This is a genomic window from Sutcliffiella sp. NC1, from assembly GCF_027594365.1.
In the GTDB taxonomy this organism is placed as follows: Bacteria; Bacillota; Bacilli; order Bacillales; family Bacillaceae_I; genus Sutcliffiella; species Sutcliffiella cohnii.
Genome location: NZ_CP115153.1, coordinates 1,330,197 through 1,353,753 on the forward strand (window position 1 = coordinate 1,330,197; position 23,557 = coordinate 1,353,753).

33 protein-coding genes and 1 tRNA gene are annotated in these 23,557 nt (G+C 34.3%); 18 read left to right on the forward strand and 16 right to left on the reverse strand.

What is annotated here, in order from left to right; genetic code table 11:
- Positions 1-4: 4 nt before the first annotated feature.
- Positions 5-868 (forward strand): DUF421 domain-containing protein, encoded by an 864-nt coding sequence (locus O1A01_RS06695; protein ID WP_066414687.1) that lies wholly within the window; start codon positions 5-7, stop codon positions 866-868.
- A gap of 54 nt (positions 869-922) precedes the next feature.
- Positions 923-1,159, forward strand: coding sequence for a hypothetical protein (locus O1A01_RS06700; RefSeq protein WP_066414685.1), 237 nt, complete (start codon positions 923-925; stop codon positions 1,157-1,159).
- A 29-nt stretch (positions 1,160-1,188) separates the two neighbouring features.
- Here O1A01_RS06700 and O1A01_RS06705 read toward each other — a convergent pair whose 3' ends face one another.
- On the reverse strand, positions 1,189-2,340 hold the full coding sequence (locus tag O1A01_RS06705) for a PstS family phosphate ABC transporter substrate-binding protein (protein WP_066414683.1): 1,152 nt from the start codon (positions 2,338-2,340) through the stop codon (positions 1,189-1,191).
- Positions 2,341-2,665: 325 nt separating this feature from the next.
- Here O1A01_RS06705 and O1A01_RS06710 point away from each other — a divergent pair, with 325 nt between their 5' ends.
- Positions 2,666-2,803, forward strand: coding sequence for a YjcZ family sporulation protein (locus O1A01_RS06710; RefSeq protein WP_084380330.1), 138 nt, complete (start codon positions 2,666-2,668; stop codon positions 2,801-2,803).
- Between the two features lie 83 nt (positions 2,804-2,886).
- Here O1A01_RS06710 and O1A01_RS06715 read toward each other — a convergent pair whose 3' ends face one another.
- A complete protein-coding gene (locus tag O1A01_RS06715) occupies positions 2,887-3,399 on the reverse strand; it encodes a hypothetical protein (protein ID WP_270065819.1) in 513 nt (170 codons plus the stop codon).
- Between the two features lie 268 nt (positions 3,400-3,667).
- On the opposite strand from O1A01_RS06715, the gene O1A01_RS06720 reads away from it, so the two are divergent.
- Complete coding sequence (locus O1A01_RS06720) at positions 3,668-3,772, forward strand: YjcZ family sporulation protein (protein ID WP_084380328.1); 105 nt, start codon at positions 3,668-3,670, stop codon at positions 3,770-3,772.
- A gap of 218 nt (positions 3,773-3,990) precedes the next feature.
- Positions 3,991-4,251 carry a sporulation-specific transcription regulator SpoVIF gene (locus O1A01_RS06725; protein ID WP_066414672.1) on the forward strand — a complete coding sequence of 87 codons (261 nt, stop codon included), beginning with the start codon at positions 3,991-3,993 and terminating at the stop codon, positions 4,249-4,251.
- A 31-nt stretch (positions 4,252-4,282) separates the two neighbouring features.
- Here the strand turns inward: O1A01_RS06725 and sda are convergent, their stop codons facing one another.
- Positions 4,283-4,465 (reverse strand): sporulation histidine kinase inhibitor Sda, encoded by a 183-nt coding sequence (gene sda, locus O1A01_RS06730; RefSeq protein WP_066414669.1) that lies wholly within the window; start codon positions 4,463-4,465, stop codon positions 4,283-4,285.
- A gap of 89 nt (positions 4,466-4,554) precedes the next feature.
- Positions 4,555-6,855, reverse strand: a complete 2,301-nt coding sequence (locus O1A01_RS06735) for an ATP-dependent helicase (protein WP_066414666.1) — start codon at positions 6,853-6,855, stop codon at positions 4,555-4,557.
- 117 nt (positions 6,856-6,972) lie between these two features.
- Between O1A01_RS06735 and O1A01_RS06740 the strand changes: the two genes are divergently transcribed.
- Entirely contained in the window at positions 6,973-7,254 is a 282-nt protein-coding gene (locus tag O1A01_RS06740) for a hypothetical protein (protein ID WP_066414664.1), read from the forward strand.
- Between the two features lie 116 nt (positions 7,255-7,370).
- Here O1A01_RS06740 and O1A01_RS06745 read toward each other — a convergent pair whose 3' ends face one another.
- From O1A01_RS06745 to O1A01_RS06775, 7 genes are all read right to left on the reverse strand, one after another.
- Complete coding sequence (locus tag O1A01_RS06745; RefSeq protein WP_066414662.1) at positions 7,371-8,060, reverse strand: DUF421 domain-containing protein; 690 nt, start codon at positions 8,058-8,060, stop codon at positions 7,371-7,373.
- Between the two features lie 232 nt (positions 8,061-8,292).
- The gene (locus tag O1A01_RS06750; RefSeq protein ID WP_268874264.1) at positions 8,293-8,631 is read right to left on the reverse strand and encodes a hypothetical protein; all 339 of its coding nucleotides are present in this window, start codon (positions 8,629-8,631) and stop codon (positions 8,293-8,295) included.
- Positions 8,632-8,677: 46 nt separating this feature from the next.
- Complete coding sequence (locus O1A01_RS06755) at positions 8,678-9,124, reverse strand: transposase (protein ID WP_270065820.1); 447 nt, start codon at positions 9,122-9,124, stop codon at positions 8,678-8,680.
- A 116-nt stretch (positions 9,125-9,240) separates the two neighbouring features.
- Positions 9,241-9,456: a DUF4372 domain-containing protein gene (locus O1A01_RS06760; RefSeq protein WP_066414658.1), complete on the reverse strand. Its 216-nt coding sequence runs from the start codon at positions 9,454-9,456 to the stop codon at positions 9,241-9,243.
- A gap of 275 nt (positions 9,457-9,731) precedes the next feature.
- The gene (locus O1A01_RS06765) at positions 9,732-10,160 is read right to left on the reverse strand and encodes a GNAT family N-acetyltransferase (RefSeq protein ID WP_066414655.1); all 429 of its coding nucleotides are present in this window, start codon (positions 10,158-10,160) and stop codon (positions 9,732-9,734) included.
- Positions 10,161-10,165: 5 nt separating this feature from the next.
- On the reverse strand, positions 10,166-10,687 hold the full coding sequence (locus tag O1A01_RS06770) for a YjcG family protein (protein WP_270065821.1): 522 nt from the start codon (positions 10,685-10,687) through the stop codon (positions 10,166-10,168).
- A 240-nt stretch (positions 10,688-10,927) separates the two neighbouring features.
- Entirely contained in the window at positions 10,928-11,650 is a 723-nt protein-coding gene (locus O1A01_RS06775; protein WP_270065822.1) for an alpha/beta hydrolase, read from the reverse strand.
- A gap of 208 nt (positions 11,651-11,858) precedes the next feature.
- Here O1A01_RS06775 and O1A01_RS06780 point away from each other — a divergent pair, with 208 nt between their 5' ends.
- The 5 genes from O1A01_RS06780 to O1A01_RS06800 all read left to right on the forward strand — a co-directional run bounded on the left by O1A01_RS06780 (position 11,859) and on the right by O1A01_RS06800 (position 16,003).
- Complete coding sequence (locus O1A01_RS06780) at positions 11,859-12,632, forward strand: ABC transporter ATP-binding protein (RefSeq protein ID WP_270065823.1); 774 nt, start codon at positions 11,859-11,861, stop codon at positions 12,630-12,632.
- Positions 12,629-13,390 (forward strand): ABC transporter permease, encoded by a 762-nt coding sequence (locus O1A01_RS06785; RefSeq protein ID WP_066414645.1) that lies wholly within the window; start codon positions 12,629-12,631, stop codon positions 13,388-13,390. The genes O1A01_RS06780 and O1A01_RS06785 overlap by 4 nt, the downstream gene beginning before the upstream one ends.
- A gap of 12 nt (positions 13,391-13,402) precedes the next feature.
- Complete coding sequence (locus O1A01_RS06790; protein WP_270065824.1) at positions 13,403-14,392, forward strand: aliphatic sulfonate ABC transporter substrate-binding protein; 990 nt, start codon at positions 13,403-13,405, stop codon at positions 14,390-14,392.
- 60 nt (positions 14,393-14,452) lie between these two features.
- Complete coding sequence (locus O1A01_RS06795) at positions 14,453-15,043, forward strand: SCO family protein (protein ID WP_270065825.1); 591 nt, start codon at positions 14,453-14,455, stop codon at positions 15,041-15,043.
- A gap of 84 nt (positions 15,044-15,127) precedes the next feature.
- Positions 15,128-16,003, forward strand: coding sequence for a GNAT family N-acetyltransferase (locus O1A01_RS06800; RefSeq protein ID WP_270065826.1), 876 nt, complete (start codon positions 15,128-15,130; stop codon positions 16,001-16,003).
- Positions 16,004-16,023: 20 nt separating this feature from the next.
- Here O1A01_RS06800 and O1A01_RS06805 read toward each other — a convergent pair whose 3' ends face one another.
- Both O1A01_RS06805 and O1A01_RS06810 read right to left on the reverse strand, forming a co-directional pair.
- Positions 16,024-16,563, reverse strand: a complete 540-nt coding sequence (locus tag O1A01_RS06805) for an HD domain-containing protein (protein WP_270065827.1) — start codon at positions 16,561-16,563, stop codon at positions 16,024-16,026.
- Between the two features lie 84 nt (positions 16,564-16,647).
- A complete protein-coding gene (locus O1A01_RS06810; RefSeq protein WP_270065828.1) occupies positions 16,648-16,866 on the reverse strand; it encodes a WYL domain-containing protein in 219 nt (72 codons plus the stop codon).
- 122 nt (positions 16,867-16,988) lie between these two features.
- Between O1A01_RS06810 and O1A01_RS06815 the strand changes: the two genes are divergently transcribed.
- Both O1A01_RS06815 and O1A01_RS06820 read left to right on the forward strand, forming a co-directional pair.
- Positions 16,989-17,501 carry a hypothetical protein gene (locus O1A01_RS06815; RefSeq protein ID WP_270065829.1) on the forward strand — a complete coding sequence of 171 codons (513 nt, stop codon included), beginning with the start codon at positions 16,989-16,991 and terminating at the stop codon, positions 17,499-17,501.
- A 118-nt stretch (positions 17,502-17,619) separates the two neighbouring features.
- Positions 17,620-17,691, forward strand: a tRNA-Val gene (locus O1A01_RS06820).
- A 129-nt stretch (positions 17,692-17,820) separates the two neighbouring features.
- On the opposite strand, the gene O1A01_RS06825 is transcribed toward O1A01_RS06820, so the two are convergent.
- Positions 17,821-18,948: a site-specific integrase gene (locus O1A01_RS06825; protein WP_270065830.1), complete on the reverse strand. Its 1,128-nt coding sequence runs from the start codon at positions 18,946-18,948 to the stop codon at positions 17,821-17,823.
- Positions 18,949-18,967: 19 nt separating this feature from the next.
- Complete coding sequence (locus tag O1A01_RS06830) at positions 18,968-19,711, reverse strand: helix-turn-helix domain-containing protein (protein ID WP_270065831.1); 744 nt, start codon at positions 19,709-19,711, stop codon at positions 18,968-18,970.
- Positions 19,712-20,005: 294 nt separating this feature from the next.
- Between O1A01_RS06830 and O1A01_RS06835 the strand changes: the two genes are divergently transcribed.
- The 3 genes from O1A01_RS06835 to O1A01_RS06845 all read left to right on the forward strand — a co-directional run bounded on the left by O1A01_RS06835 (position 20,006) and on the right by O1A01_RS06845 (position 20,799).
- Complete coding sequence (locus O1A01_RS06835; protein ID WP_270065832.1) at positions 20,006-20,188, forward strand: helix-turn-helix domain-containing protein; 183 nt, start codon at positions 20,006-20,008, stop codon at positions 20,186-20,188.
- Positions 20,189-20,249: 61 nt separating this feature from the next.
- Entirely contained in the window at positions 20,250-20,480 is a 231-nt protein-coding gene (locus O1A01_RS06840) for a hypothetical protein (RefSeq protein ID WP_270065833.1), read from the forward strand.
- Between the two features lie 13 nt (positions 20,481-20,493).
- Complete coding sequence (locus O1A01_RS06845) at positions 20,494-20,799, forward strand: hypothetical protein (protein WP_270065834.1); 306 nt, start codon at positions 20,494-20,496, stop codon at positions 20,797-20,799.
- Between the two features lie 18 nt (positions 20,800-20,817).
- Here O1A01_RS06845 and O1A01_RS06850 read toward each other — a convergent pair whose 3' ends face one another.
- Positions 20,818-20,994 carry a hypothetical protein gene (locus tag O1A01_RS06850; protein ID WP_270065835.1) on the reverse strand — a complete coding sequence of 59 codons (177 nt, stop codon included), beginning with the start codon at positions 20,992-20,994 and terminating at the stop codon, positions 20,818-20,820.
- 232 nt (positions 20,995-21,226) lie between these two features.
- Here O1A01_RS06850 and O1A01_RS06855 point away from each other — a divergent pair, with 232 nt between their 5' ends.
- Together O1A01_RS06855 and O1A01_RS06860 are read left to right on the forward strand one after the other, a co-directional pair.
- Positions 21,227-21,574, forward strand: coding sequence for a hypothetical protein (locus O1A01_RS06855; protein WP_270065836.1), 348 nt, complete (start codon positions 21,227-21,229; stop codon positions 21,572-21,574).
- A 13-nt stretch (positions 21,575-21,587) separates the two neighbouring features.
- Complete coding sequence (locus O1A01_RS06860) at positions 21,588-23,528, forward strand: hypothetical protein (RefSeq protein WP_270065837.1); 1,941 nt, start codon at positions 21,588-21,590, stop codon at positions 23,526-23,528.
- Positions 23,529-23,557: the final 29 nt, after the last annotated feature.

Genomic DNA, 23,557 nt, shown 5'->3' on the forward strand with positions numbered 1-23,557 from the left:
TTTTATGTCGCAATGGCTAGAGATTGTTATTCGTTCTGTGTCCATCATTATCGGACTCTTTTTAGTAACGAAGCTATTAGGCAAAAAACAGCTGTCTAGACTTTCATCATTTGAATATATAGCAGGCATCACGATTGGAGATATTGCAGGTACACTTTCAATGGACCATAATTTGGAAGTGAAACATGGGGTTACAAGTATATTAATATGGTTGCTATTCCCACTGCTAGCTTCAAAACTTGGTTTAAAAAGCAAAGTCTTCCGAGATTTCATGGAAGGAAATGCGACAGTGTTCATTCGAGACGGAAAAATATTAGAAGGCAATTTGCGCAAAGAAAAATATAGCATTGATGAGTTTTTAGAACAATTAAGAAAAAAGAATGTGTTTCAAGTTTCGGACGTTCAGTTTGCCACATTAGAATCTAATGGTGAGCTGAACGTTTTATTAAAGCGGGAAAAACAACCGATCGTTTACGGAGACTTATTTACTGATGCTCCCCATACACAAGAGCCTCAAACCGTTATAATGGACGGTCGAGTTTTAGATGAACCTTTAACACGGGCAGGTTTAAATCGTCGCTGGCTGTATTCTGAGTTAGAAAAAAGGGATGTTCTTCTTGCTAATGTGTTTTTAGCTCAAGTAGATACATATGGAAATGTAACGTTAGATTTGTTCGATGATCAAGTACATATTCGAAATAATAGAGAGCGAGAAATAGTTTTGACGGCACTAAAAAAATGCCATACGGATATGGAGTATTTAGCAATAGTTACGAAATATAAAGAATTTGAAAACTTTTATGAACATATTTCTAATGAGATAAGTAATGTGGAGAAACAAATCTCGAATTACTTATCCAGTAGTTAATAAGAACTTCTCCTCCTTTCATGGCATACTGTACTTGAAAGAGGTGAATAACATATGGGTAAGTATGATTTCGGTGAAGAACAATTGAAATTTATTTTTGATCGTTGGAAAATAAACGAACAATTAGCTGATACACAAAAGATTGAACGGGAAACAGATGAAAATGCTGAAGGAAATATCGAGAAAATAGAATGGCTAGAAGGAAGACTCCACAATTATATGGAAAAACTAGAAAATTGGGCAGAAGGAAAAGAAATGGAGTTAGAAAATATATTTAAACAAGAGGGCTGATTGAATATGCAGCCCTCTTAAAATTGCAATTAATTATGATATGGAGTATAACCTGTCTTTTTTATAAGTTCTTGCCCCTCCGTAGATATCATCCATTTTATAAATGGTTGAATATTAGGATTAGTATTTTGCTCAGTTGTTATTGCATAAAACTCACTTACAATTGGGTACGTTCCATTTTGAATATTTTCTAAAGTTGGCTCGATGCCGTCAATTGCCAAATGTTTAATTTTTCCGTTTTGCACCATTTCCTGTGAGAAAAAGCGGAATGAAAAACCTAGTGCGTTAGATCGATTTTCATAATCTGCAGTTAATTCGATAATGCCCCCCATACCTGACGCTATTTGCTCTGAAGGTGGGTTCATTAACCGTTTTGTACCCATTAATTTTTGTAATGCTTGTTGACTACCACTATCTTCAGGACGTTGAAAGGCAACGATTTCTTCATTTTCCCCGCCTAGTTCTTTCCAGTTCGTAATTTCACCAGCATAAATTTTCTGAATTTGTTCAAGCGATATATTATCAACAGGATTGTTTTTATGTACGAAAAATATAAACGCTTCTTTACCAATTGGAGTGTGTATTAATGTAATATCTTTTCGTGCTGCTTCCTTTAATACTCTTTCGGGTGCTTCCGGTGCAAAAATAATGTCTCTTGAACCTTTGAGTAATGCTGCCCAAGCGCCGCTCGTTTGCGTAGAAACAACTTCACCGCCATTAAAACGGTATTCTTTTTTGGGGTAAACTGCTTGAGCAAAAGAAGCATAAATAGGATAGAGTGCAGTTGAACCATCTAGTTTAGGTAAGTTATCGGTAAGTTGAAAAGATGCACCTTCATCTAAAACTGCTAATTTGTTGTTGTTTTTAAATGGTTCATAATCCTCCAGATTAACATCTTGTGTACTCATTATTTTTAAGCTGTTAACATAATAACCATGTCCCATATTAATTGCGAATAACAGTAGCAGTACACCAATATAGGAAATAAAAGAAATTTTAGTCCATCTTTTTTTAAATTGACCATATATTAACAAGTTTGCAAAAATAATAAGTCCAAGAAAAATCGCAATGACAAAAAGCCCATGTATTGTTTTTCCTGAAGAGAGTAGAGTAATAAACATTACAATGAAACCAACAAACCCAATAATAAAGCTTAGAATGAGTGCTCCAATAAATTTCATAAGTTCAGCCCCTAAAAATTTTAGAATAAGACGACTTAAACATTCGACAAAAAAGTATAAATCCCTTCGTATTGTAAAGAAAAAGTTGCTAGCTATGGAAAATATATTTATAAAGAAGTGTTAAATACAAATTAATTGGTGGATCTGATTTCAATTTCTGAAGCAGAGTTGAAGTGGAATGGAATAAATGTTAATATAACTCTTTTTTTCAAATAGGCTTAGTGAAAACATATAAATATCCGCATTCCTCCTAGGAGAAGAGCCCATACATCACTGGCATTTATACATATATTATTAAGGAAAAGTCACGAAGGAGGTGCTTGTAATGGGTTACTATGGAGGTTGCGGTTACCCTGGATACGGTTACGGTGTTGGTGGCGCTGGTTACGGCGGCGGAACATTCGTATTGATCGTAGTATTGTTTATCCTTTTAATTATCGTTGGTGCATCTAAATTATATTAATGTAAAAGGTAATGGAGAGGCTATTCCTGAAAACAGGGATAGCCTTCCTTATTTTATTAGGACATAACGCTTAAACTTATATATTATTCTGTTAATAAATCCTTCATTTCGTTCAGCTCTCCTTTATTTAGCTGTGAGAGAAGTAGTAAAGCTTGAGCTAATTTTTCCACTTCGATTTCATAATTAAATACTTTGATAGAATTTTGATCATACATTTTTGCGATGATAAGAAGGACGTATGATAATTTTTCAAAATCAAGATTTAATCCATTGAGAAAATTCAACATATTAGTAAATCCATTTGCGGTCGGTTCATCATTTTCTAATTGCAAATTATTTTCTGCTTTGGAGTTTGTGACATTATTGACTGGTTGAGTTAATTGGAGGTTCCAAGTACCATTACTAAAGTTAGGGTCATTATTTTGCTGGGATGGAACTACCGTAATAAGTTTGTCGACCTTTTCTCTTAAACTATTCAGTTCTTGTTCTAATTTCCGTTCGTTCTTTTTTAAATATTTTACTTGTTCCGTCAGCCACAAATATTGTCTATTCAATTGTTCTTCTAAAGAGTAAGTTAGCTGTCTTTTATAGGCCACTAGATACCTTCCTTTCTTATATGTTAGTTAAATAACTTCGGTTCAAAATATATTATGATTATTAATAATAAATGTATAGACAAAGCTGCTAGTTTAATAGTTTAAATTAGTAGAAATAATGACCCGATGATTAATCTATTAATTTCACCTAATTCTATTAAAATGCGCATTTTCTCTGAGCTACTTTAACTATTCAAACTATTAATTCCTACATAAAGTATTAATGTAAGGTGCGCATCTTAATTAGACTTCGAAGGGAGGAAGAAAAATGCCAGGCTTTCAAAATAGCTACGGCGGAGGATATACGTTAATTGTAGTGTTGTTTATTTTATTAGTAATTATTGGGGCTGTTTGGTACGGTGGACCTCGTTAATTTCCAAGCTAGTTTAAGGAAAAATTTTTAATAATCTTTAACTAAAGGGCTGTCCAAAAGTTCATTGAAAAATGACTTTTTGAGTCAGCCTTTTTCTAATAAATCATGGAAAAAGATAGTGTTCATTTTTTTACATTTAATGTTTTAGACAAAACAGTTGTAACCACCGCCTAGCCTAAATCATACAATGCCATATGAAAGGAAGGAGGACCATTTAAATGAATAACAACTTCTTTAAAGGAATTGAACAAAAAACAGGTGTAAATATGAAAGATGTATTTGAACTTGCTAACTCAATGCAAAATGCAAATTTTAAAGATGAAGCTACTGTAAGAGGGCTTGTGAAGCGTGTTGCTAAATTAGCAAATCGAAACGTCCCTCAAGAGCTTGAAGATAAAATTGTCAATACATTAATCAATGGTGACAAACCAGTAGATATGGGAACAATATCTAAAATGCTAAACGAAAAAAAGAAGTAAGAGCATTAGAAAAAAGCCACTGATCATAAGTTCAGTGGTTTTTCATCTTTTCTATAGAAAGTGATAATTGTCGTCTGTTAACTTCTTTCATTAAAATTTCGATAAAGCTTTCATCCAATTGCAGCTTCATTGCTTTATGTAGCGTTGTAAGCAGCATGTCATCCGATAAATGAAAAATCGAATACACTTCATATTGGGACTTTTTATTTTTCATATAAAAGCAGCACCTCACTTTCTCTTTATTTACCACGAAAAGAGAAAGTATAAACGTATTTTATATGATAATAATTTCCAATTAATAAATTAATTTGGCAGTATTTGTTTGATGAACCTCGATAAATACGCTTTTTTTCCACGTCTATTTTGTGGGACGGAAAGAAACAACTCTTCCTTTGCACGAGTCATCGCAACGTATAAAAGTCTTCGCTCTTCTTCTAATGAATGATAGTCACCGTTACGAACGTCCTCTAAAGCAAAGTCATGGGGAATACCACCGTCGACAACACTTAAAATATATACTTTCTTATATTCAAGTCCTTTTGCACGATGAATAGTGGAAAGGCGTATTGCATCTTTAAACTGTTTGCTTAGTTTTTTCATTTCCGTTGTTTTGGCAATCATATCATCAATATGTGCAAGGAAATCTTCAACTGTCGAAAACTTTTTAGCGACAACCTTCAAATCACGTACATCGTCAGATCCTTTTTCAACCATATTCCCTTCGTTGCCGCGCTTTTTAACATAATCGGAAAATCCCATGTCCTTCTCAATTATTTCAAGTGCAACCGTTGGAGTCACAGCTTGTAACGAGGAGAAAAGTGGGACGAGCTTTTTTAACTTTTTCGCTTGAAATGGTGCAATATTAGATATTTTCGATAATGCGACAGCTAAATCACAATCTTCTAGTATCGATATAGCTTTCGCATCTTGTAAACTAGACTGCTTTAAAAATAGAGCTGGCAAAATATCTGTTAACGCCTTTACATCATTTTTATCGTGACTGAGTCTTAAAAAAGCAATCATACTTTTCACAATGCGACGATTATAAAAACTATCATAGTCTTGGTCAATTGAAAATGGTAAGCCAGATTGTGTAAGTCGTTCGAAAATAGCACGGGCTGCACTATGAGTTCTGTATAGAATAGCAAAATCGTTAGGATTGTCTCCATTTTCTATTCGTTCTTTCATATCTTGCACGATCATTGTCGCTTCCTCTTCCTCATCGTGAGGAAAGAAAAGAAGGGGAGACTTTTTATTATCTACTTGCGCATTCATACTTTTTTGCTTTCTCTTTTTATTATGAGCGATTACTTTATTAGCAGAGGCAACAATCGCATGTGTGGATCGATAGTTTTCAGACAGTGTAACTACTTTTGTAGTTGGAAAATCTCGATCGAAATTTACGATATAGGACGGGTCGCTTCCTCTAAACGCATAGATGGATTGGTCATCGTCACCGACCACACATAAATTTTTACTTTTAGCTAATAATTTAATCGTTTCATATTGAACTTTATTAATATCTTGAAATTCATCTATTAAAAAATATTGAAAGCGTTGCTGATATTTTTGTAGTAGGTTTTCATCTCGAGTGAATAATTCGTAACAGCCAATCAGCATATCATCAAAGTCGAAGAACTCGTTTGTTTTTTTCCACTGTTCATATTCCTTATATAAATGAAGGTAGTCTTCCTCCGTTTTGTTAGAAGCTTTAATGTCGTTTGGAAATTGTAAATTGTTTTTCCAATAACTGATCATCTGGATTGCTTCGTCCCAAGGGAATTCCTTTTCGTCTAGGCCGAGACTGCGACCAGTTTGCTTTAAAAATTGCTCCTTTTGCCATTCCCATTTTAATAGCTTTTCATGGTTCCAGCGGCTTGGTTCATGGTGGCTTACGATTCGGTAAAAAATGCTATGAAATGTGCCAGCTACTACGCCATTCATGGAAGCACGGTTCGTATATAGTGATAACCGCTCTTTCATTTCTTGAGCTGCTTTCGCTGTAAACGTAACAAGCATAATCGAACGAGGGTCTATTTTCTGTTCTCCAATCATATAAGCGACTCTTGTAGTTAAAACTCTTGTCTTTCCACTACCAGCACCTGCTAAAACGAGCAACGGCCCGTCAACATGTTTTACTGCTTCACGCTGGGAAAAGTCTAGAACAATATTTTTTTTCAATAGTTGCTCCCAGAACGGACTTTCTGGCGCTGGAGTGTTCGTAATATTTTGTAAATATATTGGTAAATTGGAAATGTATTTAGGTGCTTTCCACGATGTTTGATCGATGGAGGGTTGAGTAGAAATAGAACGTGATTTCGGAATTCGAAACCCATTCTGTTCTAAATACGATGCGCTTTCTTCTATTTCGACTATCGGCGACTCCATAGTAGCCGCTTTTCGTTCACACTCTTCATGATTAATGGATTTGTCGACTGGGTAAAAATGAGGCTCTTCATAAATACCTAAATACATTTTTACTCGTGTTGAACAAATTGAACATGTTAGTTCATAACGTTGTCCAAGTTCATATATTTGCTGATACCGTTCTCTCGCAATTTTATTAAGAGAAATAGGTTGACTCTTCCAGATTGCTAGTTTCATATACGTAATTCCCCTTTAAAAGTCAATCTTTCTCATTCTAACACATAAACTATAGTGTGCGGTATAAGTTTGGAACAATCAATAATAGGGAAAATAATCAATAAGGAGGGGCTTAAGATGGGTTATGTCTTACCAATTAATCAAAATACGTACCATCAATATGCTAATCGAACAAATGCGGTTAACGAAAAAACGAATACAATGGTAGACCCAGTTAGAAAAGCTATTTTTTATAAAGTAAATCCACAATACAACTGGGAGGAATTACAAAAACAGCGTAGACAAAACAAAGATAAATGGTCTAAGGAAGCTCAAGCCGTTCCAACGAAAAAGAGAGTTAATTGTGAGATTATTGCTGATATAACAGGAAAAGGTCAGTTGTTTAATGAGACGATCTAGTAGAAGATACCCATGAAAAGGAACTTTCGTTGAAGTAGATGGAAACTAAAAAAATATTATCCCATCTAAGCAGCCCACGAATTTCAATCGCTTCAACATGAAAGTTCCTATATTAGTTACAATTTTTCCTCTGTAAATGGCAATATGTATAAAGATTTACCTTGTTGGTACTCCGCTAAAAGAATGTCAGATGGGTTATGAAAGCCCTGTTTTTTTATTTCTAGTAATAGCCACTGTACAGTTAAATGAAATTCTTCTAAGTTTTCATAAATTACGTCTCCATCTGAAATGAGTGTAACAGCAAGCTGAGGTTTTGAATAAGGAATAGAAAGGTCAGCATTAGTAGGGTTAGCGAATCCATGTTTCTTTAATACACTAACAGACCCATCTGTTTCTAAAACGGCATATTCTACTTCGCGAATAGAAAAAGCACCTTTTGCTCGTAATAAATGCTGTAATTGGTTTATGTCTAATTTACTCCTTTTTAATTCCTTCCTATTTATTTTCCCTTCATAAATTACAAGTGAAGGTCGTCCTTCAAGTATCTTTCTTGACCTTCGCCACTTTTGTGTAATTAGTTCTAATAAATAAATTAATATTCCCCATAAGGTTAAGGAGTAGAGGATTTTATCTACACCTACTTCCGGATCATAAAGTGCATTACCGACAAGTTCTCCTAGTACTAGTGCAGAGATAAAATCAAATGGTGTAATTTGAGTGATTTGAGTTTTCCCTAATAATTGCGTTACGATAAATAGTGAAATAAAACCAACAGATAACTCAACAGCTATTCGGATAAAGTCCATGTGTTTTCAATCCTTATCTTTTCTACAAATTTACGATTAGTTTGTGCAAAAGTTGGTTAAATATCACTAGCGTTGCAAAAAAAAGTTAAGAAAAAGTCAAACTCATAAAAATAGGTTTATTTTGAATATTATTCCAAAATATAACTATATTGAATATTCTGATTTCCATTTCTTGAGTATTAAAGAAAAAAGGAAAAGGGGACCTATTCGAAGGTAGCCTTTATCCATATTTTTACAGATGAGTTGGATCGTAAATTAAATCATCTAAGTGCTGAACATCTCCTTTTTCAAACTGTGCAAGGGTTTCCGTGAAAATTTGCTCATGTTTCAGTGGCCTCCGGCCGTAAGATGATCGATCAGGTGTCTTAAATAGTTCCTTTATAAATTCAAAGAAGCATCTTGACCAAAAGTCTTCGATATAATCAAGCATATCAAGAAGTGTTCCCTGATAACTAACCTTTTTCTTCATCAGTAAGGTTAAACAAAAAGTAATCATTGCTATGTAAATTTGGTTGAAAACAGCGTTTTCACTCTTTCCATAACATTTTTTGATGACCAAATGCTGCTTCATCCACTTGAAGAAAAGTTCAATTTGCCAGCGATTTCGATAAAGATTACTAATTTCTTGTGCTCATCTTCGCATCATTGATGATGATGGCTAGGGTATTTCCTTGACTATCTTTTGTTTCTATCAGCCTGACAGGATATTTCATTTTTCCTAGTTTTACGATTGCCTCACGTGAGATACCAGTCGACGGATCTACTGACAGTTCCTCGATAACGTGGATGATGGTGTTGTCCTTAATGCGCGTACAGAATCGAATATTATTACAACAGTATTCATCGAACTTTTTGAAATCAAAATAGCCACGGTCGAACACATGTAGTGCATCATGATCAATAACCATCAAGCCATCCAACTGGGTAACGTCTGCCGGTTTTGCAGGAGTAATGATGATTTTATCCGGCGAAGTTTCGCCATCATAAAATACAACTCTAGTATGTATTTCTAAAACGGGCCCAACGGTACTGGCTAAGGCAAAGTGAGATTGTTGTAGAATCAATAAGATGGATTTTCCCTAATAAATCGTCACCTTTATCTTTTCCAAATTCCCGATGGATTTGCTCAACTAAGTGATGCAAAATAGCCTTGAAAATCTCGGGCGGAAGGTCAGAGAGTTCACGGGATAATTGAGATTGTCTTAATGCATTTTAAGCCAAGTTCTTTTTGTAATTTCTTTTTGTTTTTTACCTTGAGACTAATTTTTTTTAAGCTGCCAAGCTTCATTAGCTGAGCATATATAAAAAGTTTCGTGAAGGTTAGACTATCAAGCTTTTTCGTATACTTATCAAGCTTCATCTGATCAATCATTTTCAAAATAACTTTTTCATCCATAGGGTGGATGTATTCCTTAAAAACTGTATTTATGGTTGTCCATAGCGACTCCTTATAATTGGGATTTGGACAGGACTACCTTTACCTTCCACCTAATTATAAGGTTTTTTTATACCCTTGCGGACTAAAAAATACAAATTATTACAAAAAAACCAATAAATATTTTTATTGATAAATACTTGACAAATTAGATTTTATTTAATGCAACGCTAGTGGTTAAATATAAAAGATAATGGTAAAAAGAAAAAGCTGTCCGACTAAAAGGACAGCTTTTTCTATGCTATTGATTTAATCATTGTTACGTGAGGGATGCCTGCGTCCATAAAAATGTCCGAAACTGTTGCATACCCAAGCTTCGAATAGAAACCTTCCGCATGTGTTTGGGCATTTAGTTTTAACTTTGTAAAACCTTCTTCTTTCGCATGTTGTTCAATTTGATCCATAATGATGCGACCAGCACCTTTACTTTTACGGTAGGTAGAAAGAACACAAATTCGTTCTACTTTTCCATAGCCATCTACTTCACGAAAGCGTCCTGCTCCTACTGGGGAATCCCCGTCGTATAAGACAAAATGAGTTGCTGTATTATCGTACTCATCTATCTCTTCTTCTAACGGAACGTTTTGTTCCTCGACAAAGACTGTTTTACGTACTTCAAATGCATCTTGTTTTTCTCGTTCTGATTGTACTATTTTTACGTGCAATTATATTAGCATTCCTTTCCTAAACGGAATGTTTCGTAAACAGTCCACATACCGTCTTCTAGTTGATATAAAAGGTGGAAGCGATCCACACTTTCTTCATGTGCTACATTTAACATTTTGATGGACCCTAACACGTCCGAATGCTCATCGTCTGATAGCTTTTGTCCAATTGTAATATGAGGAACAAAGTTATATTCACGATTGTCCGATAAAAATCCGTTACCCGCGTGTAATTTGTCATGTAATGATACTAATTCTTCGACAGGGTCTACTTTTAAATAAATGGTATTGTTTACAGGAGAAAAAGTGCTGACCTTACGAATATTTAACGTAAATGGGGATGAATCTTTAGCAATCGCATGTAATTCATCTGAAACTGATTTCACATCTTCATCTTTTAATTCAAATGCATTTTTCAACGTAATATGTGGTGGAATTAATGCATGATGAGGGTCGTATCTTTTACGATAAGAATTAGCAAGATCTTGTAATTTCTTTGATGGAAAAACGACAATACCGTATTTCATAATAAAGCCCTCCTAATTGGTTTAATTTTAAAGCTTTGTTATGGCAATGATGAGTAATTATCTATTGATTGTAGCGGTAGGTATGCGATTCCTGCAAGAAAAAAGCAGTTCCTCACATAAGGTTTACTTATTGCCATAGCGAAAATGTAAATCAACATTATTTAGTTAAATAAGTTCTAGTAGTATTATTTTAGCCTACAATAGGAAAAAATCATAGTGTTATATTCAGAACATTCTATATTAATACATGGAGCGTAAAGCTGTTTTTAAATTCGGCTGCCAATGTGTCCATGTGTGATCACCGTTAAACTGTTCGAAATGATGCGGAAACTGCTTTTGTTTCATCAGTTCATGAAGTTTTAGATTCGGTTCAACAAAGTCTTTTGTTTTGCCGTCAGTTGTCGGGACTTTACGTTCCTCCGTTCCAACAACATGATAAACGGTAAGTAAATGTGGAGTTTCAAACTGTTCCACTTTTTGTAAAACGTCTTCGTTTACGAAAGGTGATTGAATGATCACTTTTCCAAACGTATTTGGGTAAGATAGTGCAGTCATCAATGATACCGTTCCAGCTAAAGAATCTCCAATTAAGCCTCGTCCCATTCCCATTTGATAAGAAGGAAATTCCTTATCTAAGAAAGGCACTAGTTCTTGGCCTAAAAATCGTATGTAACTAGCGTTTTTCGAACCATTTGGATGGTATTTTTCACGACGATCTTGGACGTCAAGATAAGGGATGCCTACGATAATCAAGTTTTGAATTTCTTTTCCTTCTAACAATTCATCGGCAATTCTCCCGATTCTCCCTAATGAAAAATAGTCTTGCCCATCTTGAGCAATTAACAGGTGATATTTATATAAAGGAGAGAAGTTAGCTGGAGTATAAATCATCAACTTTACTTCTTCTTCGAGCTCCTTACTGTATAGGGTACGCTCTAACATCGTTCCTTTTTTCTGTTCCATTAAAAATTCCCCCTAGTGTGCACGTGTGTCAAGTCTATTTATGATTGTTAGCGCTTTACACAATATAATACCATAATTTTTTTATAATGAAAGTTTAGACGGGTACGAATATTTACAGTCAATCTATTGACAGAAGAAGCATACTGTATATAATAAAACATATTATTCCGATTAACTTTATATGAATTATCAGAAAGTTGGTGTATCAATGTTTTTAACAATCAATGACATTTCGAAAGACTATATGAACCAACAAACGGTGCAAACTGTTTTATCTTCTATAAATGTAAATATTCAAGAAGGAGAATTCGTTTCCATACTAGGTCCTTCAGGTTGTGGGAAATCGACCTTATTATCGATTGTAGCTGGATTAACGAAGCCAACTACTGGAGAAATCCGATTGAAAGACTCGGTTATTAAGGGGCCAGGGAAAGATCGCGGTATGGTTTTTCAACAAGCGGCACTTTTTCCTTGGATGACGGTGGAAGAAAATGTGTTGTTTGCAATTAGAGATATAAAAGATAAGAAGGAACAATTAGAAAAGGCCCATCATTTTTTAAAGATGGTGCAGCTAAGCAGTAGTTTACACTTACACCCGCATGAACTTTCTGGTGGAATGCAGCAAAGGGTATCGATTGCAAGAGCGTTAGCGATGAATCCTACCGTTTTATTAATGGATGAACCGTTTGGTGCTTTAGATGAACAAACGAGAATGCTTCTACAAAAAGAGTTGGAGAAAATATGGTTAGAAACGAAGAAAACCGTTCTTTTTGTCACGCATAGTATTTATGAATCTATAAAACTTTCGGATCGAATATTAGTAATGGGAACGAGACCGGGAGAAATTATTGCCGATATTACAGTAGATATCGAACGTCCGAGATTACGTACGGATGAACAAGTTACTAGGCTGGAATCAGAAATTAGTAACCTACTTGAAAAAGAAATTGAAAAAGTAATGTATGAGGAGTTAGGGCGATGAAAACGTGGAGAAATAGAATCATCTTTTTTGTCGGCTTGTTTTTATTTTGGGAGGTAATCGTCCGTCTAATCGGTTGGCCACCAGTTGTAATGCCGAAGCCGACAGATGTTTTTCCTGCCATGTGGACAGGATTTACTGATATGACGCTTGTCTATGCATTGTTAGCTAGTTTTCAAAGGTTAGCAATCGGGCTTGGACTATCCCTCTTAATAGGGACAGGACTTGGAATTTGGCTAGCAAAATCGAAAACAGCTGATGACACAGTTGGCTCGTTAGTTTTAGCACTACAAAGTGTCCCGAGTATCGTTTGGTTGCCACTAGCGATCGTCTGGTTTGGTTATTCAGAAACCGCCATTATTTTTATCGTAACGTTAGGTGGCACGCTTGTTATGACGATTAATATGAGGATGGGGATAAAAAACGTTCCGCCACTTTATATAAAAGCCGCTTCCACAATGGGAGCATCAGGTTTTGAAATGTTTTGGAAAATAATATTACCAGCGTCCATTCCTTATGCTGTTACAGGTGTAAGGCTTGCGTGGGCATTTGCATGGCGTGCTTTAATGGCTGCAGAACTTTTAAGTATGGGACCAGGTTTAGGATATTCGTTAAAATGGGCTTCTGAATTTGCGAAAATGGATATCGTCTTCGGAATTATTATCATTATTTGTGTGATTGGTACAGTGGTAGACTTTTTAATTTTCCAACGTATGGAGAAAAGTGTAGCTCGTCGTTGGGGCTTAGAGGAATCAAATTAGGAGGAATTTAAGATGAAAAAAACGTTCGCTTTATTTGCTGTTTTACTATTATTAGTTAGTGGAATTTTAGCAGGATGTAGTGCAGGAGCTTCAACAGGTAAAGAAAAGGTAGTGATTGGATACTTCCCGAACATTGACCATACGCCAGCGATGGTTGCAAAAGAAAAAGCAATGTATGAAGAAGCACTTGGAGAAGAGTACGAAGTAGAATACCGCACATTCCCTGATGGTGGTGCTTTCATGACAGCTTTAAAAACAGGAGAAATTGACGGTGGTTTAGTAGGACCAGGACCTGCGATGAACAACTATGCAAGTGGTGCAGATGTTAAGGTTATTGCTGGAGCATCTTCTGGTGGAACAGTAATTATCGCTAGTAAGCAAAGTGGAATTACTTCCATAGAAGGTCTTGACGGAGCAACTTTTATTACACCTGGTATTGGTTGTACACATGACGTTCAAATGGAAACTTTCTTAAAAGATTTCGGCTTAACATCGTCTCGTATTGGTGGAACGATGAACCACGTTACAGGGAATCCAGCTCAATACGGGCAAATGTTTGAAGCGGGTCGTGTTGACGCAGCTGCTGTTCCAGAACCGTGGGCATCTGTTTTAGCTGTAGAATATGGTGCAAATATTATTGTGAATAGTGATGAAATATCTTTTGGTGAAACATTACCGAACACTATTTTCGTAACGAGTGGTAAATATATTGAAGAGAAGAATGAGGTAGTGCAAGCGTTAATGGATGCACATGCAAAATCTGTTCAATATATAGATGAAAACCCTGAAGATGCAAAACTAATTGCGATTAATCAAATTAAAGAAGCGACAAACCAAGAATTAACAAAAGATATTATTGATAGTGCGTGGGAAAGAATTCGTTGGACTAGTGATGTAGATGCAGAAGTAATTCAAGAATTCGCGAACTCCTCGTTTGATTTAAAATTCCTAACGGAGAAACCAGACTTTACAAACTTTATCGATACTAGTTTCCAAAACTAGCAAAAACAAGAGGTGTCGAGCTATAATAAGTTCGACACCTTTATTCGCAAGGAGGAAATTATGACTAAAAGAATGTCCTTATTGTTTGTACTTTTCTTTTTAACAGCATGTGGTGCTGGAAATAGTGTGAACATAGATGAGTATTTTCCGATGAAATTAGAAGTAAAAGAATTAGAAGCAATAAATCAAGATGAGCAAGCATTCCAAATGGAAGACCGTAAAGGAGACGTTTGGTTAGCTAATTTTATTTTTACAAATTGTGAGACGGTTTGTCCGCCAATGACGGCGAATATGTCAAAAGTACAACAATACTTAGCAGAAAATGATGTAACTACTCCAATTGTTTCTTTTAGTATTGATCCAGAATATGATAACCCCGCAGCACTGAAGGAATATGGAGAAAGAGTTGATGCTGACTTTTCTACTTGGGATTTCGTAACAGGTTATAGTCAACGAGAGATTGAAAGTTTTGCCAATATTTCCTTTATGGTACCTGCTTACAAAATTGAGGGCGGAAATCAATATCAGCATAGTACAGCTATTTTCTTAATTGACCAACAAGGGTTCGTACGCGGTGAATATAGCGGAATTGATGTTGATTTTGAAAAGATTAAGGAAGATGTGGAAATATTAAAAGCAAATGGTGAATAATTTATAACTAAAGAAGTAGGGGAGTGAAGGTTGCTCTCCTGCCATGAAGCGAAAGTGTTATTTTAATGGAAAGAGAAGAAGCCTATGACCATTCACTATGAATCAATGAAAAGTTTGTCTGAAGATCAATATCTCGAAGTTGTACAATTGCTAAAAAAATGTGAGAATCATGACAAACTAGAAATAGCATCTAGTATTAACGTGTCGATGATTTCTAAAGCAGATGAACCACATTTATTTTTTATTATGGCCTATGATCGTACAGAGTTAGTAGGATTTGTCGGTCTATATACATTTGTGGATGTAACGAAAGTAGAGATTGCAGGAATGGTTGCACCAGCCTATAGAAGAAAAGGCATTTTTTCCACTTTGCTTGAAAAAGCACTAACCGTTTGTGCAGAACGAAAAGTGGACGAAATACTATTCGTTTGTCCAGAAAAGTCAGTGGAAGCGAAAGGGCTAATGAAAAAGCTTGGAGCTGTTTATTCCTTTTCGGAATATACGATGGAATATGATGATAGTTACAACAAGAAACAATTGGAATCTTTACGTTTAGAGAAAGCAACATCCAGTGACGTACCGACAATTACTCAATTGTTGTTAGACGGCTTTGGCTTTGGTGAGGATCCGAAGCAAGTGGAACCCCTGTTAACTAGAAACATTACGCAAGACGGATATGAAGTTTATATTGTAAAAAAAGATGAGAAAGTGTTTGCTACTTTAACCATTTCCAATGAAGGTACTTCTATGTACATAAGTGCCTTTACCGTCTCATTTGAAGAAAGAGGGAAAGGATACGGTAAAAAAATATTGCAGGCAGCGGTTGAGCTTATCCGTAAAAAGGATCAATCTAAACCAATAAGACTTGATGTGGATGTAAGTAATGAAAATGCTTTAAGTTTATATGAAGGTGTAGGATTTCGCACGATAAGCGGTTATGATTATTACTTAAATATGTAGTTTTGAGGTCGCTATTAAGGCTACCTCAAATTTTCTTTGTACGCTGGTAGAGGATGATACGTTTCTATTAACGTATCTAAACGTTGTAATCTTTGTAAGGCCGTTTCTTTATCCATTACTTTATAATGATGATTTCCACCTTTTTCTTCATCCATCTCATCCGCAAGCTTCACTACTTTTTGTAGTGGGCTTCTTTTAATTTGCGCTTCTGGTAAATAAGAATCGGTGTGCAATAAAATGGCAACACTTATTTGCTTCGCTCTTTGCGGTTCTTCCCCTAAACGAATTAATAGTTTATGAGCGCGCTCTGCACCTTTAATGGCGTGAATGTCGTTTTCGCGATATAACTCATAGTCCCACTTGCCGTTACGATACCATTCATAATGACCAATATCATGTAAAAGAGCAGCCTTTGTCGCTAAATCAAGATCCACATTATATTTAAAGGCTAAATGAAACGCATGCTCCGTAACCTTTACTGCGTGCGCAATGCCAGATCGTTGTAAATATTTTTGTGTAATCGGGTGTAAAAATATTTCTGCTAATGTTACGTTTTTCATCTATTTTTGCCTCCTTCTGCAGTAAGTCCGAAAAGTGTTTCTTTACAGAATAGCATAGAGACAAGCAGGATGGCAATGGTTATATTAACTAATTTTCCTTATTTTTTTATGAGGAAAAACCGATAACATGTTCTCTATTTTAAACGTTCGATTTGTATTTCGTAAATAACAAAAGGCAGTTATATATGTTGCTTCTATTTTAATGATTTGAATAGTTCGTTGAGTAATCGTCCCGTTATACGCTACATAAATGATGTCAACGAGTTTATTTTCTTCGTGAAGTCGCTGTAATAACCTGTGCACCGAAGTCACCTCCTCTCACTATTATATGCGAACATACGTTTCTTATACAATAAAAAAGAAATTATTTTTATATGTTAAGTAACGGTAATATTTGCTAAAATTGTGATAAAGGGGGAGTAGGGGTGAGTAGAGAAAATAGAATTGCGGAAATAATCGTACGTATTGGCGTAGGAATCATTGCATTTGGTTTTCTTTTCGGTATTGTAATTGGCGCATCTCATTTTGAATTTGACTTGTTAATGGCGCTAAAATGGTGGGTAGTTAGCTTTGTCACGGGGATTTTGTTCATCGGCTTTGCAGAAGTAATTGAGCTTTTACATAAGATACATGAAAAAGTTGGGCTCGCTTTAGGAAAAGAAAATGAAAGTAACATACCAGTTTTTAATGATACGAACCCTAAGTACCGACAAACTGAATGGTCATTATCTATGGAGGAAGAAAATAGCATTCGTAACATGTTTAACGGCAAAATACTGGCTATTACGGAAACTCCATTTCAAGATATAGTTTACGTCGAATTAGAGAACAATGCATACAAAATTTTAGAAGTAGGATACTTTACTCCAAAAGAGGTACCATTTAACCTACTAACAGACGAGTTAAATGAATGGCTGAAAGAAAAGCATAAAAAATAAAATGCCACCTGTTATGGTGGCTATACTAATTGTAAATAGAGTTTTTCAAAAAAGGATTGCCAAGCCTACCTTCTATATACTATAATTTAATATATTCTTAAAACTAACTTAATATTGCGATCTGATAGTTCAGTGGGAGAACACTACCTTGACAGGGTAGGGGTCGGGGGTTCGAATCCCTCTCAGATCATACTGATACCAAGCCATTTCTAAAGAGGTTTGGTATTTTCTTTGTCAAAAAAGTAACGAAAAAGTAACGAAAACAATTTCGTGTAGAAAAAGTAACAAGAAGTAACAAAAAAGGCCACATAAAGTGACCTTAACTATTAATCATATTTTCAAGTTTATTTACTGCTTCTTTTTGCATTGTTGGTAAAACGTGACTGTAGGTGTCTAAAGTGATTTTTATATTACTATGACCCAACATTTCGCTTATAATTTTTACGTTCACACCTTCAGATAGTAAAAGGGTAGCGCATGTGTGTCTTAAATCGTGAAAACGAATCTTTTTAAGTCCAGCTTGTTTAATTAATCCATTAAAGTTTCTACTTCTAATGTTTGAACTGTTCAAAGGAGTCCCTAATGGTGTGCAGAACACAAGATCATTATCTTGATAACCTTTACCTTGTAATAACTTTTCTTGTAGTAATTGTTTTCTATGGGCTTTTAAAACACTTATTGTTGATTCACCTAATTCAACTGTTCGGTTACTTTTTTCTGTTTTTGCTTCACTGATTATATCTTTTCCGTTATGTGCAAGCACTTGATTAACTCTTAGTAGTTGATTATCTAAATCTATATCCTTCCAGCGAAGTCCTAATAGTTCACCTTGCCTCATCCCTGTAGTAAGAGCTAGGTAAAAAAGCGCATATAATCTGTCACCTTTTGCAACTTTTAGGAAAGTTTGAACTTCTTGTTTAGACCAAACTTCCATTTCTTTTTTCTTCTCTTTTGGAAGTGTAGCTTTTTTTGCAACGTTTTTACTAAGTAACTCAGTATCTATTGCATGTTCAAGCGAACTTTTTATTATATTTATTGATTTTTTTATTGTTGAAGGCGTATATCCTTTTTCATGCATGTGGTTTATAAAATTATCAACATGAATTGTTTTTAGTGATAGTAAAGGTGTACTACCTAAGAAAGGCTTGATGTAATTTTTTAGGTGGCTCTCATAAACCTCTATTGTCTGAATCCCTAAACTTTTTCTTTTTGTTTTAAACCAATCATCAAGATACTTCTCGTATAGCATTTTTGAAGGCTCTACATAAGTTCCTTTGATTAACTCAGCTTCAGCCAACCTTAGCTCTTTTTTTGCTTCCCTTTCTGTTTTAAAACCACTCTTCTTTTTTTGTTTCCTTCTACCTTTCTCATCTTTTCCGAGATCAAGCATATACATCCATTTTGTCTCACCGGATTTAGTTTCGTATTTATGGACTGAACCAGCCATTAATTCTACTCACCTTTCCTTATAATTTATTTATTATGTTTCTTTGACGTGGTTTACCGAATGCCGTTTTTTCTCTGTCTATTCGATTTAATTCTTCATATAGGGTATTTAATACTTTTAACATTCCTTCTTCATCTAGCGAATGTAATCGTGTTTCTTTATCAGAGAAGAGTTTCACGATAAATTTATAGAATTTTTCATTTGTCGTAATTTCATCAAAAGTTTTTCCTAGTCCAGTAATTAAATTGAAAGCATTATTGATATCATGTTCGATTATATTATCCATTACATATACAATAGTCTTAATGTTCTCTTTAATCATGTCGTAAACCAAATCATCCTCGGAAGATTCATCAATATACTTATTAAATACTGCATCTACTTTTCGTTCATGAAATTCTCTCATATCCTCTTGACGATAAAAGTCTGCTTGTCGCTCCATGTATGTTATGTCTTCATCAGTTGGCTCCATTGAGGCTTTGATAGCCTGTTCTTCTTCCCAAGCCTCACGTTCGGGAGATTTAATTTGAAAATGTAATAAATAATCTTCAATTTTTTCTTCTTCGATACCTAAATGTTTAAAAACTTTATACATAGTTTCATAATCTGGGTTTTTGTTTCTCCCGTTCTCTATCTGACTTATGTAGGCAGGACTTTTTCCTACAGCTTTGGATAAGTCAGTTGAGTTTATTCGTTTTGATCTTCTTGTTGAGTGTAAAAATTCTCCGATGTCTCCATCAAAGTAAAGCCCGTATTTATTCATTAAAGAAACCACCTCTATATTAACGTTAATATAACTAATAATATCATGAATCATTATATAAAATTAGTCAAGAGGAGTACACGTTAGTAAAATATGATAATAATATAATAGGAGCTATACATTCAATACGTATAAAATAATAAAACTAAGATTAAACACAGAATAAAATTATATAATTATCATATATTTGTAAAAAACCATCAAACTATTAAATAAATATCATAAATACTATTGACTTACATTATATACCATGATATATTTTGGGTACACCATAAGTGAAAGGAGGGAATTGGAGTGAATGACATTTTGCAAAAACCTGTATTGGATGTGGTTGATATACAACGTTACTTGGGGATTGGTAGACGACAAGCATATGAGTTAGTTAACTCGGGGGCATTTCATTGTGTAAGAATTGGAAATCGCATTAAAGTTGCTCGTGAAGTATTTATTGAATGGTTAAATGGAACAAACAATTAATACATATTAAGCTTTACCAGTTTTACATACTTATAGATTCAAATATTAGGAGGTTACTAGATTGACTACACAAGTAAAAACTAACGAATTATCTACATATAAGAAATTGCACATCATGACCGAGTTTATACTTAGCAACAATCACGAAGATAGCTTTGTTTTATTCCTAAAGGAGCTTCAATACCATCCGGATTTTATAGGAATGAATGAAGAAATAACATCATTAATCAACCAGTACGAAATAACCGACACCGAGATACAGCAAACAATGAAGCAACTATTTATCGTTTAGGAGGAAAAAAATAATGAAAACAGTTGATCTAGTAGCCGTCCAAGCGAAACAAAATGAAGTATTAGAGTTTATCGCAGAGTGTGTCGCACTTAATAGGGAAAGTGTGGTTAGTGCAGTTAAGAATTTAAATGGGCAATTTACATCTGAGTTTATTATTGCAACTTTTACAGACCAAATTTTAGCTGCTATGTTACAAAACAAGCCACAAGACGAATTAGTGAAAATGGTTGCAAACGGTCAGATTTTCAGTGCGAGGGAAAGAATTATTGAGGAATTTAATAATGATTTTGCAATTAGAAAAGGAATTCGAAATTCTTAATTAAAAAGAAGCCACGAGTTAGTTCGTGACATCTTTCGTCCTATGATAATTTTTTACTAATAACCTTGCAATTGTTTCATGAAGTTTATCCCAATAGTCTGGTTCGGCAGTGTTTGTTTGTTCTACAAAAACAACGGTGCAATTTCCCTTTGTTACTTTTTTAATTATTTTTGGTTCTTCTATGTTTTTATCCATTGTGTTTCACCTCTTTTTGGATATACTACCTTCTAATTTGGATAAAAACAATGCCAATAATTGCTAGACAACTCTGCAATGCGTGTTAATATAAATACGAAAAATTTGAGGAGGTGAAACGATGTGGTTACAAGTGTAATTACGGATTACGGTTAGTGGGTTAAATGTACATATTGTTGTCGGAAGATTCATGTTGTTTGAAAAATAAATTTTATTTATGGGGGAAAAATAAATGGATAATGTTATAGATTTTGAGCAAAAATTAAAAATCTCAAAGATGAGTGAACATGAGAAAGTGCTGTACGTGTGCGAATGCTATGTTGGGCAATATTTAGATTGGATTATAGATCATGTTAATAAAGCTGTAACCTTGGAAGAGGTTAAAAGTAGCATTAGAGAAATTGCGACTTATATAATAACAAAACACTTATTAAATAATAGTGAAAAAGAAATAATATTAACATTTTTATTAGATGGTAGATTTGACGATTTAAGAGAGTATATTGAGGAGTTAATTAAAAAAATACCAACAGTTGCGTTTGTTTATAGCACACATCAAATGGAGGATTTGAATGACTGAAAGGATTAAACTAATGCTCCATCCCAAGAAATATCAAACTAAACCAACTGTTGATGATATTAGATTTAACATAAATAAAGAGATTATTAAAAATCCGGTACATATAGCTATTCATGAATTAGCAAAGGCATTATCTAAAGGTCAAACGGTTGTTAGTGGTTATTTTGAAAAGGATGGAGAAGGTTATATACATAGGCGTGAAACTCACTGGAAGCATCAACAATTTGTAGCGTTAGATTTTGATAATGAAATTGAAGTTAAGGATGCAGAAGGTAAAAAGGTGAAAATTAAGCATATCGAAGCAACTATAGACGATGTACTACATAATGAATTTGTTAAAAAGTATGCTGCGTTTGTTTATGAGACATTTTCTAATAAACCTGATCATCCTAAGTTTAGAGTAGTATTTATCTTCGATAAACCATTTTATAGTTTGCGAGATTGTAAGAATACGATAATCAATTTACATGATTTATTTCCTATGAGTGATAAAGCTTGTAAGGATGGTACTAGACTTTTCTTTGGAGGTAATAATCTACACGTTATCAACTATAATAATCGCCTACCAAATGAAACAACCCTTTGGGGGGATATAAAGGGTATTAAACCTATATGTCCTCCCAAAGGGTATGCAAGAATAAGCTTAGACAATACTTCTAAACTTAACAATAGTAATAGTATTCAAATTAGTAATAACAATAAAGTAAGCAACAGTAACGAGTCAGTATCAATATTAAACAATGACAAGTTAGCATCAAATGTACAATTGATTAGACAGTGGGATGTCCAATCTTTAGTATCAGTAATTAAACCTAAACCTATTATACTGTACAACTATCATGATGTCTATAATTATTTGAAAAAACAAGATTTAAAGTTGTTTCTAGGAGTTAATTCTAATTCTATATATGACATATTCCATGAAGAAACAGTTCCTAGTGGAAGTGTATTTCAGTCTCAAAGTGGTAATGGTCATTGGTTGTATCGTTGTCATTCTACGAGTTCGAATTTTGCAGGTACGATATTTCAAATTACTGAGAAACTAACAGGTAATTCATTTGTAGATGTACGTAATTTCTTGATGGATGTGTATAGGATTACCATTCAAGAAAACGAAACTCAAAAGAGGTTGCGTGAAGAAATTGATTCGTATAAGTACGTTCTACAGTCTGAAGAGTTTCCTGATATGTTTCCGAATACATACAAGTTATTTAAAAGGTACGGTTTCTTTGAAGATTTATACATATTGCTTGATTTAATTAAAGAAAATTTACCAGCTGACAGTGATGATCCAAGACTATTATTTTATCACTCTATTAATACGTTAGCTAAACGTTTAATGCGTAGTTCAACGAATACTGGTATAAGAATGAATTTTCTCACTTTCTTCAAAATGATTTATAAACTTGATGAGAGTGAGGTACCGGAAAAACTATTACATATGCAGTTAGTAAATAAAAAGAACAATAAACATAGGTACATGAATTCTACATACGAGCTTAAAACATATAATTATGACTTCTTCTTTGAGTTGGATGGGTTGTGTGATGAGTGGTTAGCAAAAGGATTAACTACAAAATCCATGAATTATGAGGGGATATTGCGTAATTTTGGTCGTGAAGAAGCAGATAGAGTATTCCCTCAAGATAAAGGAAAAGAAGTTTCAGAATTACATGAAGATATAGTTTCAATGATTGAACGTGAAACGATGAAACTTGTCAATAAGCGTGGTTGGGCTACTGAGAAGGAAATATTAGAAAATGTAAAGTTGTACTTTAAGGGTCAAAAGAGGCTCAAAGAGAGCTTAATGAAGCGTTGTATCGGTGAAATGTTAGATAAGTATGATTTAGAACGTATAGCCACAAATAAGAATGTGAAAAAGGAAATGAATATTACTGATGATGTTCTACCAGTAGCAAGTTTTCCTAAATTAATAAGAAAAAAGGTCAGTTAATACATAAATTAAACAATATTATTGGAGGT